The sequence below is a fragment of the Streptomyces sp. NPDC001415 genome, assembly GCF_053597395.1.
The window spans coordinates 69,097-83,992 of the sequence record NZ_JBSFIE010000003.1 but is presented as its reverse complement, the minus strand read 5'-3'; the positions used below and the strand labels follow the sequence as shown (position 1 = coordinate 83,992).

Sequence of the window (14,896 nt, the reverse complement as noted above, 5' to 3'; positions counted from 1 at the left end):
GTCGAGTATGCCTTGCCCCACCGACATCCCCCGCCGCGCGTCCGGCGCGGGGGCTCCGGACGCGGGCGTTCGGACTCGGGCCCTCAGTCCTTGTGGACGGTGCCGTCCGGGTCGAGGCCGCGGAACGAGAGGATCACGATCAGGATGCCGCCGCACACGATCGCGGAGTCGGCGAGGTTGAAGACCGCGAAGCCCTTGGGCGCGATGAAGTCGACGACCGCGCCCTCGAAGACGCCGGGCGAGCGGAAGATCCGGTCGGTGAGGTTGCCGAGCGCGCCGCCGAGCAGCAGGCCGAGCGCGATCGCCCACGGCAGGCTGTAGAGCTTGCGCGCGAGCCGCGCGATCACCACGATCACGGTCGCCGCGATGATCGTGAAGATCACCGTGAACGCCTCGCCGATCCCGAAAGCGGCGCCCGCGTTCCTGATCGCGTTCAGCTGGAGCAGATCACCGATGACCTTGATCGGCTCGTGGTGCTCCAGCCTGGCCACCACGAGCATCTTGCTGCCGAGGTCGAGAAGGTAGGCGAAGAGCGCCACCGCGAACAGCACGGCGACCCTCCGCTTGCCCTTCGGCTGCTCGGCGGGGGCCGCCTGCTCGTCGGCCCCTTCCACATCCGGCGTACCGATGACGCTCTCCGCCTCTGCCACGTGAGTCCCTCAACCGACTAGGTGCCTGACTGAGCACGAGAGTACGGCACACCTGTACGGAGTCAGCCCCGCCGTTCCTGCTTCTGCTTGTCCTCCACGCAGAGGGTCGCGCGCGGGAACGCCTGCATCCGGGCCTTGCCGATCGGCTTCCCACAGACCTCGCAGTAGCCGTACGTCCCGGCGTCCAGGCGCTCCAGGGCGTGCTCGGTCTGCTCAAGTGTCTCGCGGGCGTTGGCGGCGAGCGCCATCTCGTGCTCACGGGTGATGTTCTTGGTGCCGGTGTCGGCGTCGTCGTCGCCCGCGCCGTCGCCGGAGTCGCGCATGAGGCCCGTGAGCGCAGCCTCCGAGGCCTCGATCTCGCTGCGCAGCCGCAGCACCTCGCTGGACAGCTCGTTACGGGCCTCGGCGACCTCCGCCGGGGTCCATGGGTCCTCGCCCGGCCGGACCGGAAGCTCCCCCGGGACGGCCGTGGCGACGGCACGGGCCGCCGGCACCGCCGACGCCGCGGCGGCCCTGGCCGCCGTTGCCCCTCCCGCAGTCTTCTTCGCAACCACCTTTTTGGCTCCCGTCTCTTCCGCGGCCGCAGCCGCCCCCTGGGCCGCGGTCGCGGCCTTCCTGGCGCCCGCCCCGGCCGACTTCACCGGCGCCGTCTTGTCGGTCGCCTTGTCGGACGCGGCCCGCGCCGTCCCGGTTGCCTTGCCGGCCGACGCCTTCTTGGCGACGGCCTTTTTCGCGGCCTTCTTGGCGGTCTTCTTGGCGGGCGCCGCCTGTTCGGCAGCGCCCGTCCGCGTGGCTGTCTCCTGGGCGGCGGCCTCCTCGGCCGTCGTCCTCTCTGCCTCCGCGGACTTCGTCGAAGAGGTCTCGACGGCCTTGGCGGACTCGTCGGACCTGGCCGGAGCGGTCTCCTTCGCCACCGCCTTCTTCGCTGTCGTCTTCTTGGCGGCCTTCTTGGCGGTCTTCTTGGCCGTCGCCGCCTTGGTCGTCGCCTTCTTGGCCGTCGTCTTCTTGGCGGTGGTGCTCTTCTTCCCGTTCGTGTCCTTGGCCGCCGAGCCCGTGGTGGCGCCTGCGGCAGCACGTGTGGCACTGGTTCTCTTGGACGCCGTTGTGGTCTCTACGGCGGTCTTCTTCGCCACCATGGCCGCGGCCCCTTCACATATTGTGATCTTGCTCGCGAATCGTGCTGGGACGATAAATCGACCCCAGGCCCGCGGCAACGGGGCAGCCGCCGGTTCGCCCCGCCCCGGACCGGCGGCAAGACGAACCTGCATCCGTTGTGCCCAGCTCCCGGCCCGGTAATCCGCCGGACGGGCGGAGCCGGACTCCGCCGGAGCCCGTATGGCCATTCGGGTCATGGACGCACCCTTCGCCACGGCCCGCCGAAAACCGGTCGGCCGCTCCGCGCCGGGCCCCGTACACTGACCGCAGCGAGAGGCGTGGACGGGACGAGTAGCGGCGTACGCAGCCAAGAGCGATCCGGGGACGGTGTGAGCCCGGAGGCGAGCGCGCGGTGAAGATCACCCCCGAGCCGCCGGAAGAAAGACCCCCTCCCCGGGGGTCCGGTAGAACCGGCTTCGCGACCCCAATGAGGGGGCGGTGTTCCGCACACCGCCAAGGAGGGTGGTACCGCGGGAGCGCCCCACGAGGGCAGGCTCTCGTCCCTCCGACGGAACCGCACGACGATCCGCCGGAGGATGAACGGATGTCGCAGTACCGCCAGGTGCCCGCCCAGGTAGACCTGCCCGCCCTTGAGCACGCCGTGCTCGACTTCTGGGAGCAGTCCAAGGTCTTCGCCAAGAGCCTCGAACAGTCCGAGGGCCGCCCCGAGTGGGTCTTCTACGAGGGCCCGCCCACCGCCAACGGCATGCCGGGCGCCCACCACATCGAGGCCCGCGTCTTCAAGGACGTCTTCCCCCGCTTCCGCACGATGCAGGGCTACCACGTGGCCCGCAAGGCCGGCTGGGACTGCCACGGCCTGCCCGTCGAGCTGGCGGTCGAGAAGGAACTCGGCTTCAACGGCAAGAAGGACATCGAGGCGTACGGCATCGCCGAGTTCAACGCCAAGTGCCGCGAGTCCGTGACCCGCCACACCGACGCCTTCGCCGACCTCACGACCCGGATGGGCTACTGGGTCGACCTGGACGACGCCTACCGCACCATGGACCCGCAGTACGTCGAGTCCGTGTGGTGGTCCCTGAAGGAGATCTTCAACAAGGGCCTGCTCACCCAGGACCACCGCGTCGCCCCCTGGTGCCCGCGCTGCGGCACGGGCCTGTCCGACCACGAGCTGGCGCAGGGCTACGAGACGGTCGTCGACCCCTCGGTCTTCGTCCGCTTCCCCCTCACCGGCGGCCCGCTCGCCGGCGAGGCGGCCCTCCTGGTGTGGACGACGACCCCGTGGACCCTGGTGTCCAACACGGCGGTCGCGGCCCACCCCGAGGTGACGTACGTCGTCGCGACGAACGGCGAGGAGAAGCTCGTCGTGGCCGAGCCCCTCCTGGAGAAGGCCCTGGGCGAGGGCTGGGAGGTCACCGGCCAGTCGTTCACCGGCGCCGAGATGGAGCGCTGGACCTACCAGCGCCCCTTCGAGCTGGTGGAGTTCCCCGAGCCCGCGCACTACGTGGTGAACGCCGACTACGTCACGACCGAGGACGGTACGGGTCTGGTCCACCAGTCCCCCGCCTTCGGCGCCGACGACCTCCTGGTCTGCAAGGCGTACGGACTGCCGGTCGTGAACCCGGTCCGCCCCGACGGCACCTTCGAGGAGGACGTCCCGCTGGTCGGCGGCGTCTTCTTCAAGAAGGCCGACGAGAAGCTGACGGAGGACCTCAAGGAGCGCGGCCTACTCTTCCGCCACGTCCCGTACGAGCACAGCTACCCGCACTGCTGGCGCTGCCACACCGCGCTGCTCTACTACGCGCAGCCGTCCTGGTACATCCGCACCAGCGCCGTCAAGGACGCGATGCTGCGGGAGAACGAGAAGACCAACTGGTTCCCCGAGTCGGTCAAGGAAGGCCGCTTCGGCGACTGGCTGAAGAACAACATCGACTGGGCGCTGTCCCGCAACCGCTACTGGGGCACCCCGCTGCCCATCTGGCGCTGCGAGGAGGGCCACCTCACGTGCGTCGGCTCGCGCGCGGAGCTGACCGAGCTGACGGGCACGGACCAGTCGTCCCTGGACCCGCACCGCCCGTACATCGACGACGTGACCTTCACCTGCACCGCCGAGGGCTGCGCCCTGACCGCGGTACGCGTCCCGGAGGTCATCGACGCCTGGTACGACTCGGGTTCGATGCCGTTCGCGCAGTACGGCTACCCGCACCGGAACAAGGAGCTCTTCGAGTCCCGCTACCCGGCGCAGTTCATCAGCGAGGCCATCGACCAGACCCGTGGCTGGTTCTACACGCTGATGGCGGTCGGCACCCTGGTCTTCGACAAGTCCAGTTACGAGAACGTCGTGTGCCTGGGCCACATCCTGGCCGAGGACGGCCGCAAGATGTCCAAGCACCTCGGCAACACCCTCCAGCCGATCCCGCTGATGGACCAGCACGGCGCCGACGCGGTGCGCTGGTTCATGGCGGCCGGCGGCTCCCCGTGGGCCGCGCGCCGGGTGGGCCACGGCACCATCCAGGAGGTCGTGCGCAAGACCCTCCTGACCTACTGGAACACGATCGCCTTCCAGGCCCTGTACGCCCGTACGTCCAACTGGGCGCCCAGCGCGGCGGACCCGGCCCCGGCCGACCGCACGGTCCTGGACCGCTGGCTGCTCTCCGAGCTCAACTCCCTTGTGGAGGGCGTCACTTCGGCCCTGGAGTCGTACGACACCCAGAAGGCGGGCAAGCTGCTCTCCTCCTTCGTCGACGACCTCTCCAACTGGTACGTACGCCGCTCGCGCCGCCGCTTCTGGCAGGGCGACAAGGCGGCGCTGCGCACCCTGCACGACGTGGTCGAGACGGTGACCCGTCTGATGGCCCCGCTGACGCCGTTCATCACCGAGCGCGTCTGGCAGGACATGGTGGTGCCGGTGACCCCGGACGCCCCGGAGTCCGTCCACCTCACGTCCTGGCCGAAGGCGGACACGGCGGCGATCGACCCGACGCTGTCGCGGCAGATGGCGCTGGTACGCCGCCTGGTGGAGCTGGGCCGGGCCACGCGCGCGGAGTCGGGCGTCAAGACGCGCCAGCCGCTGTCGCGCGCGCTGGTCGCGGTGGCGGGCTTCGAGACCCTCTCCCCCGAACTGCACGCGCAGATCACCGAAGAGCTGAACGTCAGCTCGCTGGCGTCCCTCTCCGAGGTGGGGGGCTCGCTGGTCGACACCACGGCGAAGGCCAACTTCCGAGCCCTCGGCAAGCGGTTCGGCAAGGGCGTGCAGGACGTGGCGAAGGCGGTGGCGGCGGCCGACGCGGCGGCCCTGTCGGCGGCGTTGCGCGACACCGGCACGGCGTCGGTCGAGGTCAACGGCGAGCCCGTGTCGCTGGCCCCCGACGAGGTCATCATCACCGAGACCCCGCGCGAGGGCTGGTCGGTGGCCTCGGACTCCGGCGCGACGGTCGCCCTCGACCTGGAGATCACCCCGGAGCTGCGCCTCGCGGGCCTGGCCCGTGACGCGATCCGGCTGGTCCAGGAGGCCCGCAAGAACAGCGGCCTGGACGTGGCGGACCGGATCGCGGTGCGCTGGATCGCCACGGACCCGGAGGTCGCCTCGGCCCTGACCGCCCACGCGGAGCTGATCGCGGACGAGGTCCTGGCGACGGACTACGCGGCGGGCGAGGCCGACGCCACGTACGGCCCCGCCTTCACGGACGAGGCCCTGTCCCTGACGTTCCGCCTCCGCAAGGTGTAACAGCCCCCTCGCGCCGACGGCCCGCCCCTGGGATCCCGGGGGCGGGCCGTCGCGTTTCCTCCCCCACCCCGCCCCTTCCCGAGACCCTCCGGGGGTGGGATGGGGAGAGGGAAAGTTGTTTCCCGGGGGCTCTGCGCCCCCAGACCCCCGCTCGCGCCTGAAGGGCGCTCGTCCTCAAACTCCCCCAAGGCATTAAGGGCCAGGGGGGACCCCCATGACAGGCTGAAATGCCCGGTGCGGGCCAGCACCAACCCTGCCAGGGGTGCAGGGCTGCGACATATGCGGCTCCGCCGCGATGGGGGTCCCCCCTGTTCATGGGGGTCCCCCCTGTTCGAGCGAAGCCGAGAACTTGGGGGAGAAGCCGAGAACTTGGGGGAGCGACCAGCCACGCACGGTCCGCACCCGACCACCGGCACATTCAGCCCCTCCGGCGTTTGAGGAGCGGGGGCCTGGGGGCAGCGCCCCCGACAACGGACCTCAGCCCGCCCCACGCCCCCGGAGGCCACGCGGCGGAGCCGCAGAGTGTCACAGCGGGAAGGGGCGGGGAGGGGCCAACAGGGTCTGGGGCAGAGCCGCAGCGCACCCCGCCCCCGGAGGCCACGCGGCGGAGCCGCAGAGTGTCACAGCGGGGAGGCGCGGGGAGGGGACGAAGCCCGCCGCAGGCGCCCACCCCCCGCGGTCGGCCGGCCCGACCAGAGGCACGGCAAAGGGCCGGTACCAGGGGGAAACCCCGGTACCGGCCCTCGCAGCCTGCCGACGGCTACGCGCGGGTCACGCGCGCAGGGCCCGTCAGTTGTCGTCCTCGTCGATCAGGAAGCCGCGCATCGGCGAAGGAGCCTGCTGCATGGGCGAAGGCCCCTGCGGCCGCACCGGCGCCATCGGCTGGGTCATCGCCGGCGACATCTGCTGCTGGCCACCGTAGGACGGCGCACTCGGCATGGACTGCTGGCCGCCCATGGACGGCTGACCACCCATCGGGTGCCCCATCGCACCGGCACCGGCCGACGCCATGGACCCGCTCATCTGCGGAGCCGGCGGCAGCGACGCGGTCGCCGGGGTACGCGGCGGCGCGAGCGAGTCGTCGGCCTGGGTCTCCAGCTGACGCAGCTGGGACTCCAGGTAGGACTTCAGCCGCGTGCGGTACTCGCGCTCGAAGCCGCGCAGGTCCTCGACCTTGCGCTCCAGCGTGGCGCGGGCGGACTCCAGGGAGCCCATCGCGACGCGGTGCTTCTCCTGCGCGTCCCGCTCCAGGGCGTCCGCCTTGGCACGGGCGTCGCGCTCCAGACCCTCGGCGCGGCTGCGGGCCTCACCGACGATCTTGTTGGCCTCGGAACGGGCCTCCGCGATCGCCTGGTCGGCGGTCTGCTGCGCGAGGGAGAGCACGCGCGCGGCGCTGTCACCACCGGGAGACTGGGCCGGCTGTCCCATCTGCGGGCCGTGGCCACCCATGGGGCCGCCCATCTGCTGGCCCATGGGGCCCTGACCGAGCTGGTTCTGGCCCATGGGACCCTGACCCAGCTGGTTCTGGCCCATCGGACCCTGACCCATGGGGCCCTGGCCCATCTGGCCCTGGCCGTGCTGGCCCTGGCCGTGGCCGCCAGGTCCGGCGGGCAGCTGCGGCGCACCGCTGGGCAGCTGGGGCGGACCCATCTGCGGCTGCTGCTGGACCTGCGGCGGACCGGATATGGCGGCGGGTACGGGCGCACCCGGGCCTCGGCCGTCCTGCGGCTCCTGCTTGCGCATGCCCTGCTGCTGGTTCTGCGCGGCGGCGCGGGTGGCGGCGGCCAGCTTGGCGCGCAGATCCTCGTTCTCGCGGAGCAGTCGCGTCAGCTCCGACTCGACCTCGTCGAGGAAGGCATCAACCTCGTCCTCGTCATAGCCTTCTCGGAGGCGGACCGTCGTGAACTGCTTGTTCCGCACGTCCTCGGGGGTCAGCGGCATCTCTTCTTCACCTCTACGTAGTCGTCGGCAGTCGGCAGGACCGTATCGTTCACAACCTGACCACGATGCTGATCAGGATGTAGACGATGATCATCAGAACGAAGAAGGACAGGTCGAGTGCCACGCCCCCGAGACGCAGCGGCGGAATGAACCGCCGCAGAAGCTTGAGCGGTGGATCGGTGACAGTGTAGGTGGCCTCAAGAACGACCACCATCGCCTTACCGGGTTGCCATGAACGGGCGAACTGGAAGACGTAGTCCATGACGAGCCGGAAGATCAGCACGATGAGGAAGCACATCAGCGCGATGTAGACCACCTGCAGTGCGACGCCCATCTCGCGCTTCCCTCTCCCCTTGCTTCACAAGCCCCGGCCCGTTCCCGGCCGGTTCGTTCCCGGTGTCGTGTTCTCAGCTCTGGTTGAAGAATCCGCCCTCTGCGATGCGGGCCTTGTCCTCCGCCGTGACATCGACGTTAGCAGGAGACAGCAGGAACACCTTCTGCGTCACCCGTTCAATGCTGCCGTGCAGGCCGAAGACGAGTCCAGCGGCAAAGTCGACAAGTCGCTTCGCGTCGGTGTCGTCCATCTCCGTGAGATTCATGATCACGGGAGTGCCCTCGCGGAAGTGTTCCCCGATGGTACGGGCCTCGTTGTAGGTCCGCGGGTGCAGCGTGGTGATGCGGTACGGCTCCCGCTCGGACACGACCTTGGGCATGATCACCGGTGCGTTCTTCTCCAGGCTCGGACGTTCAGGTGTGATGGACGCCACGGGTGCGATTCGCGCCGGACGCCCGCTTTCTACCGGTAGCCGAACCGGTTCTCTCGGCGCCGGAGGCTGCGTCACTCGTACCGATTCATCCCGTTCGTCCTGGAGCGAGGACGAGTGCGGGGGCTGCTGGTGCCGCCGACGGTCGCGCTCCGGTTCGGGCTCGGGTTCGAAATCGTCGTCGGGGTCGAACCCCCGGCCGTCGTACCCATCGTCCTCCACGAGGCCGAGGTAGACCGCCATCTTGCGCATCGCGCCGGCCATGCTCAGATTCCTCCGCTCTGTGGTGGATCGCTTCTGTCGCCAAGTGGCAGCGTCAACAAGTGCCCACGATCCACGCGGTCTGCCCACCGAAGAGTGGGAATGACCATATTTTCTGCTGTGGTCCGACTTGCTTCGCGACGTTACCCGAGCCGGGGTCGGACTCCGAGTACCGCCGTTCCGACGCGTACATGTGTCGCTCCGGCCGCAACGGCCTCTTCGAGGTCCGCACTCATCCCTGCTGACACCATGTTCGCAGCCGGATGGTCCGCGCGCAGGCGGGATGAGAATTCCACCAGTCGCTCGAAAGCGGCCCGTTGCCGTCCCGCGTACTCCCCGGCCAGCGGCGCGACCGTCATCAGACCGTCGAGCCTCAGCCCGGGCGCCTCGTCGACCAGCGCGGCCAACTCCTCGATTCCGTCGGGAGCGACACCCCCGCGCTCGCCCCGCGCGCCGGACTCCGCGTCCAGGGCCACCTGGATCAGGCAGCCCAGCTCGCGCCCGGCCCGTACGGCCGCGGCGGAGAGCGAGCCGACCAGCCTGGGCCGGTCGATCGACTGCACCATATGGGCATAACTCGCAACGGAACGAACTTTGTTCGTCTGCAACTGGCCCACGAAGTGCCAGGTCAGATCGAGGTCCGCGCAGGCCGCCGCCTTGGGGGCCGCGTCCTGGTCCCGGTTCTCCGCGACATGGCGCACGCCCAGTTCGTGCAGCAGGCGCACATCGCTCGCCGGGTAGGTCTTGGTGACCACGATGAGGGTCACGTCCGCCCGCTTGCGCCCGGCCGCGGCGCAGGCGGAAGCGATACGTTCCTCCACCTGTGCCAGGTTGGCGGCGAGTTCGGTCTTGCGATCCGTCATGAGTCGTCAGTCCAGCCAGACATATCCGGCGAGCCGCCCAGTGGTGCGGTCGCGGCGGTACGAGAAGTGGTCGCGCGATTCGAGCGTGCAGACCGGCGAGGCTTCGAGGTCGGTGACGCCGAGGGCGGCCAGTTGCGCGTGCACCCCGGCCGTGACGTCCACGGCGGGCGTGCCCCAGCTGGTCTCGGACCAGGCGGCGGGCTCGGCCCCGGCGACCTCGGCCCGCATCCGCTCGGGCACCTCGTAACAGCGTCCGCAGACGGCGGGGCCGGTGCGGGCGACGATCCGGGCCGGGTCGGCGCCGAGCGAGACCATCGCCTCGACGGCGGCGGGCACGACGCCCGCGACCATGCCGGGCCGCCCCGCGTGGGCCGCGCCCGCGACGCCGGCCACCGGGTCGGCGAGGAGGACCGGGGTGCAGTCCGCGGTGAGCACCGCGAGCGCGGTTCCGCGACGGCCCGTCACCACCGCGTCCACCGCGGTCGCGTCGCCCGGCCCGAAGGGGCCGTCGACGACGGCGACCTCGCGGCCGTGCACCTGGTTCATCCAGACCACCCGGGCCGGGTCGAGCCCGAGCGACTTGGCGGCGAGCTCGCGGTTGGTGCGGACCGAGGCGGGGTCGTCGCCGACCGCGCCGCCGAGGTTGAGCTCCTCGTACGGAACGGCGCTCACCCCGCCCCACCGGTCGGTGAAGGCGAAATGCGCGCCGCTCACGGTGCCCTGCTCTCGTATCACTTCAAGAGACCGCTTCGAAACGTCACTTCGGTCACTTGAGGAAGTCCGGGACGTCCAGCTCTTCGGCCTGGCTGTCCGGGTAGGGACGGGCCGTCGGGATGGCCGAGGTGGCCGGGGTCTCGTTGACCGGGGCGGGCTCGACCGGGGCCGGGGCCGGCGGCTCCTCGCGCGTGCCGACCGTGCCCAGTCCGCCGAGCGGCCGGGACACCTCGGACGGGCGCGAAGGAGCGGGCTCGTCGCGCTTGTTGGAGGCGCTGAGGACGTTCTCCCGGCGGGCCGGCGGCTGTCCGCCGTCGAAGCCGGCCGCGATGACCGTGACGCGCACCTCGTCGCCGAGGGCGTCGTCGATGACCGCGCCGAAGATGATGTTGGCCTCGGGGTGGGCGGCCTCGCTGACCAGCTGGGCCGCCTCGTTGATCTCGAAGAGGCCGAGGTCCGAGCCGCCGGAGATGGAGAGGAGCACGCCGCGGGCGCCGTCGATGGACGCTTCCAGGAGCGGCGAGGAGATCGCCATCTCGGCGGCGGCCACCGCGCGGTCGTCGCCGCGGGCCGAGCCGATGCCCATGAGGGCCGAACCGGCCTCGGACATGACCGACTTGACGTCGGCGAAGTCGAGGTTGATGAGACCCGGCGTGGTGATCAGGTCCGTGATGCCCTGGACACCGCTGAGCAGCACCTGGTCGGCGGACTTGAACGCGTCCAGGACGCTGACCTGGCGGTCGGAGATGGAGAGCAGCCGGTCGTTCGGGATGACGATGAGGGTGTCGACCTCTTCGCGGAGCTCGGCGATGCCGTCCTCCGCCTGGTTCGCCCGGCGCCGACCCTCGAAGGTGAACGGGCGGGTGACCACGCCGATCGTCAGGGCGCCGAGGGAGCGCGCGATGTTGGCGACGACGGGGGCGCCGCCGGTGCCGGTGCCGCCGCCTTCGCCGGCGGTGACGAAGACCATGTCGGCCCCCTTGAGGACCTCCTCGATCTCCTCACGGTGGTCCTCTGCCGCCTTGCGTCCGACTGCCGGGTTGGCTCCGGCCCCGAGGCCGCGGGTGAGTTCACGGCCGACGTCGAGCTTGACGTCGGCGTCGCTCATCAACAGTGCTTGTGCGTCAGTGTTGATCGCGATGAACTCGACGCCCTTGAGACCGACCTCGATCATTCGGTTGATGGCATTGACACCACCGCCGCCGACACCGATGACCTTGATGACTGCGAGGTAGTTCTGCGGTGCTGCCACGTCGAAGGCCTCTCGCCTCGAGTTACGGGTCGTCACTTCGCGGTTGCCGCGAGGTGACGACGAATGCCGATTGGGTCGGTCCGTATCGCCGACCCGAACCCTAACGTTGAAGTTTAGGGTTACCAGTGTGTCTGTTCGCTGGACTCTTCCGAACAGGACACTAAGTCGACAAGTGGCGCGCGTTCAACGAACACGCCGAACCTCCCGTTTTTCTTTTCACCCTATGTGATCACCCGTGTCGATGACCAACCAGGGTGCTGGCCAGCGCATTTGTCCGTCAACTGCCCGATACCGCTGGGGCGGTGGGGGCGCTCACATCGAAGCGGGCCGACTTCGGCCGCGCTTTCATCAGTGCACTGAGGGTACGTCCCTTCAGCTCACCCTCCTCGTCGCTTCCCCACAGCACGCTGCGGTCGCCGGTCAACTCCAGCGTGACGGAGTCGTACGAGGAAATCTTGACGGAACGCGTCTCCTTGGCGACGGCGGGCGGGAGTTCGCCCATGATGTGGACCGCTTCGAGGACGAGCCGGTCGGTGCCGAACCGTCGTTGACTCGGCGATCGCGAGGGGGTCAATTCGAGCAGCGCGACGCCGTTCAGGGGCTGTTGGATGGTGGCGAAACGCACACCCTTCGCGTCCACTTCGTCGAACTTCGCGCCGTTCTTCATGACCAGGACGGGCTTGCGTTCGGTCACTTCCAGACCGATCCGGTGCGGCCATGAACGGACGACCGCGACGGAGTCGATGCGCGGCAGCTTCTGGCGCAATCGCGCCTCAATCGCGCCCGTATCGACGGAAATCAGCGGCGAACCGATCGGCACCGCGGCCGCCTCCTCGACCTCACCGGGCGTCAGAACCTCCGTCCCGGTGGTCTTCACATGCTCGACGCGCAGCCAGGTGGAGCCGTAGAGCACCCAGATGGCGCCCGCGCCGAGCAGGAGGGCGGCGATGACGAGGACGATCCGGGCCCGTGGGCGGGGCAGCCGGAAGCGGCGGCTCCGCTGGGGACGGGGGCCGGACCGGCCGGACTTCGCGGACTTCTTGGTCTGTCCGCCACCGCGCTGAGCGGTCGCCTGTCCGGCCACGGTCCCTGCCTTCCGTCAGTTGATCAGCGTCCTGCGATGGCCTCGTACACCATCTGTACGAGGAGTTGGTCGGCGTCGCGCCGCCCGAACTCGGCGGCGGAGCGCGACATCTCGTACAGCCGGTGCGGGTCGGCCAGCACCGGAAGGACGTTGCCCTGCACCCACTCGGGAGTGAGTTCGGCGTCGTCGACGAGGAGGCCGCCGCCGGCCTTCACCACCGGCTGGGCGTTCAGCCGCTGTTCGCCGTTGCCGATCGGCAACGGTACGTAGGCGGCGGGCAGCCCGACGGCGGAGAGTTCGGCGACGGTCATCGCGCCCGCGCGGCAGAGCATCATGTCGGCCGCGGCGTACGCGAGATCCATCCGGTCCACGTACGGTACCGGGACATACGGCGGCATCCCGGGCATGTTGTCGACACGCGGCAGTTCGTTCTTCGGGCCGACCGCGTGCAGGATCTGGATACCGGAGCGCTGGAGCACCGGGGCGATCTGCTGGATCACCTCGTTGAGGCGCCGGGCGCCCTGCGAGCCGCCGGAGACGAGCAGCGTCGGCAGCCCCGGGTCGAGCCCGAACGCGGCGCGCGCCTCGGGGCGGACCCGGGCCCGGTCGAGGGTCGCGATCGAGTAGCGCAGCGGGATGCCGATGTAGCGGGAGTTGCGCAGCTTGCTGTCCGGGGTGGCGACGGCCACCGAGGCCGCGTACCGCGAGCCGATCTTGTTGGCGAGGCCCGGGCGGGCGTTGGCCTCGTGGACCACGATCGGTACCCCGAGCCGCTTGGCGGCGAGGTAGCCGGGCAGCGCCACGTAGCCGCCGAAGCCGACGACGCAGTCGGCCTTGGTGCGCTCCAGGATCTGCTCGGCGGCCTTGATGGTGCCGCGCAGCCGCCCGGGCACCGTGATCAGCTCAGGGGTGGGCCTGCGGGGCAGCGGGACGGCCGGGATGAGCGCGAGCTCGTAGCCGCGCTCGGGCACGAGCCGGGTCTCCAGGCCCTTCTCCGTACCGAGTGCCGTGATCCCCACGGTGGGGTCCTGCCTGCGCAGGGCGTCCGCGAGGGCGAGCGCGGGCTCGATGTGGCCGGCGGTCCCCCCACCGGCGAGTACGACATGCACCGAAATTCACCGCTCTCCGGACGGACGCTTCTTGACGCGCCGTCTCATCGACTTCCAACTCACCCGAGGCTGCCGCATGGCCAGCGCCGCCCGCGCAGCGGGGTCGTCCCGCGCGAACGCGATCAGGAGCCCCACGGCGAACATGGTCGGCAGCAACGCGGACCCTCCGTAGGAGAACAGCGGGAGCGGGACACCGGCGATCGGCAACAGGCCGAGCACCGCACCGATGTTGATCACGGCCTGCGCCACGATCCAGGTGGTCACACCTCCCGCGGCGTACCTCACGAAGGGGTCCTCCGTGCGTCCGGCCACGCGGATACCCGCATAGCCTAGAGCCGCGAAGAGGGCGACGACCGACAGCGTCCCCGCCAGACCCAGTTCCTCGCCTGTGATGGCGAAGATGAAGTCGGTGTGGGGCTCAGGGAGTTGACCCCATTTCTCCACACTTGCACCCAGGCCGGATCCGAACCATCCGCCGGAGGCGAGCGCGTAGATTCCGTGCACCGCCTGCCAGCACTGGTCCTGCGGGCCCGGGTCGGTGGCGCCGATGCAGTTGAGCCGGCCCATCCGGTGCGGGCTGATCTTGATGAAGAGGGCGGCCAGCGTGCCCGCGACGGCGAGCACGCCCGAGAAGAGCCGGGTGGGGGCGCCGGCCAGCCAGAGCAGGCCGAACAGGATCGCGGTCAGGACGATCGTCGTGCCCATGTCGCCGCCGAGCATGATGAGCCCGAGCAGCAGGAGGGCCACCGGCACGAGCGGCACCAGCATGTGCTTCCACTCGGTCAGGAGCCGCTTGTCCTGCTTGCGGGCGAGCAGGTCGGCGCCCCACAGGAGCAGCGCCAGCTTGGCGAACTCGCTGGGCTGGAGCTGGAAGGGGCCGCCGAGGTAGATCCAGTTCTGGTTGCCGTTGACGGATTTCCCTATCCCCGGGATCTGCACGAGGATCAGCAGGAATACCGTGCCGGCCAGTATCGGGTAGGCAAGGGCCCGGTGGAGCTTGGCGGGCATCCGGGCCGCGGCGATCATCAGTGCGCCGCCGATGAGGGCCGCGAGGAACTGCTTGCGGAAGAAGTACGAGCCCGGCAGCGCCAGTTCGAGGGCCTTGATCATCGAGGCGGAGTAGACCATCACCAGGCCGAGCACGGTGATGAGCAGGGCGCTGCCCATGATCAGGTAGTACGCGGTCAGGGGGCGGTCCCAGGCCTTCTTGGCCTGGTCGACCAGGCGTCTGAGCCCGCGCCCGCGCGGTCCGGGCGGCCGGGGAGTGCCGGCTCCGCCCCGGCGGACCGCCGGGCCGCGCACGGGCCCGGCGGTGCGGCTGCGCAGGAGAAGACCGGCGAGCGCGGGGAAGGTGCGCGGGGCGTCCCCGGAACCGCCAAGAACATCGGCCGCCATGTGTGCTGTCCCCTCCAGTCGTG

General features: G+C 70.2%; 12 protein-coding genes. 1 reads left to right on the top strand and 11 read right to left on the bottom strand.

Annotated features, from left to right (window positions below; translation table 11 throughout):
* Positions 1-83 precede the first annotated feature (83 nt).
* Together lspA and ACWC2B_RS04590 are read right to left on the bottom strand one after the other, a co-directional pair.
* The gene (gene lspA / locus ACWC2B_RS04595; RefSeq protein ID WP_450714958.1) at positions 84-650 is read right to left on the bottom strand and encodes a signal peptidase II; all 567 of its coding nucleotides are present in this window, start codon (positions 648-650) and stop codon (positions 84-86) included.
* 62 nt (positions 651-712) lie between these two features.
* Entirely contained in the window at positions 713-1,786 is a 1,074-nt protein-coding gene (locus tag ACWC2B_RS04590; protein ID WP_450714957.1) for a TraR/DksA family transcriptional regulator, read from the bottom strand.
* Positions 1,787-2,349: 563 nt separating this feature from the next.
* On the opposite strand from ACWC2B_RS04590, the gene ileS reads away from it, so the two are divergent.
* Positions 2,350-5,490 carry an isoleucine--tRNA ligase gene (ileS, locus tag ACWC2B_RS04585; protein WP_450714956.1) on the top strand — a complete coding sequence of 1,047 codons (3,141 nt, stop codon included), beginning with the start codon at positions 2,350-2,352 and terminating at the stop codon, positions 5,488-5,490.
* Between the two features lie 789 nt (positions 5,491-6,279).
* Here ileS and ACWC2B_RS04580 read toward each other — a convergent pair.
* From ACWC2B_RS04580 to ftsW, 9 genes are all read right to left on the bottom strand, one after another.
* On the bottom strand, positions 6,280-7,431 hold the full coding sequence (locus tag ACWC2B_RS04580; protein WP_450714955.1) for a DivIVA domain-containing protein: 1,152 nt from the start codon (positions 7,429-7,431) through the stop codon (positions 6,280-6,282).
* Positions 7,432-7,480: 49 nt separating this feature from the next.
* Positions 7,481-7,765, bottom strand: coding sequence for a YggT family protein (locus ACWC2B_RS04575; protein ID WP_114035728.1), 285 nt, complete (start codon positions 7,763-7,765; stop codon positions 7,481-7,483).
* Between the two features lie 73 nt (positions 7,766-7,838).
* Complete coding sequence (locus tag ACWC2B_RS04570) at positions 7,839-8,459, bottom strand: cell division protein SepF (RefSeq protein ID WP_450714954.1); 621 nt, start codon at positions 8,457-8,459, stop codon at positions 7,839-7,841.
* A gap of 140 nt (positions 8,460-8,599) precedes the next feature.
* Entirely contained in the window at positions 8,600-9,319 is a 720-nt protein-coding gene (locus tag ACWC2B_RS04565; protein ID WP_450714953.1) for a YggS family pyridoxal phosphate-dependent enzyme, read from the bottom strand.
* 6 nt (positions 9,320-9,325) lie between these two features.
* Positions 9,326-10,033 carry a peptidoglycan editing factor PgeF gene (gene pgeF / locus ACWC2B_RS04560; RefSeq protein ID WP_450714952.1) on the bottom strand — a complete coding sequence of 236 codons (708 nt, stop codon included), beginning with the start codon at positions 10,031-10,033 and terminating at the stop codon, positions 9,326-9,328.
* Positions 10,034-10,085: 52 nt separating this feature from the next.
* Positions 10,086-11,285 (bottom strand): cell division protein FtsZ, encoded by a 1,200-nt coding sequence (gene ftsZ, locus ACWC2B_RS04555; protein ID WP_450714951.1) that lies wholly within the window; start codon positions 11,283-11,285, stop codon positions 10,086-10,088.
* Positions 11,286-11,562: 277 nt separating this feature from the next.
* Positions 11,563-12,369 carry a cell division protein FtsQ/DivIB gene (locus ACWC2B_RS04550; RefSeq protein ID WP_450714950.1) on the bottom strand — a complete coding sequence of 269 codons (807 nt, stop codon included), beginning with the start codon at positions 12,367-12,369 and terminating at the stop codon, positions 11,563-11,565.
* A gap of 23 nt (positions 12,370-12,392) precedes the next feature.
* The gene (gene murG, locus ACWC2B_RS04545) at positions 12,393-13,478 is read right to left on the bottom strand and encodes an undecaprenyldiphospho-muramoylpentapeptide beta-N-acetylglucosaminyltransferase (protein ID WP_053727775.1); all 1,086 of its coding nucleotides are present in this window, start codon (positions 13,476-13,478) and stop codon (positions 12,393-12,395) included.
* A gap of 6 nt (positions 13,479-13,484) precedes the next feature.
* The gene (gene ftsW / locus ACWC2B_RS04540; RefSeq protein ID WP_450714949.1) at positions 13,485-14,873 is read right to left on the bottom strand and encodes a putative lipid II flippase FtsW; all 1,389 of its coding nucleotides are present in this window, start codon (positions 14,871-14,873) and stop codon (positions 13,485-13,487) included.
* Positions 14,874-14,896 lie beyond the last annotated feature (23 nt).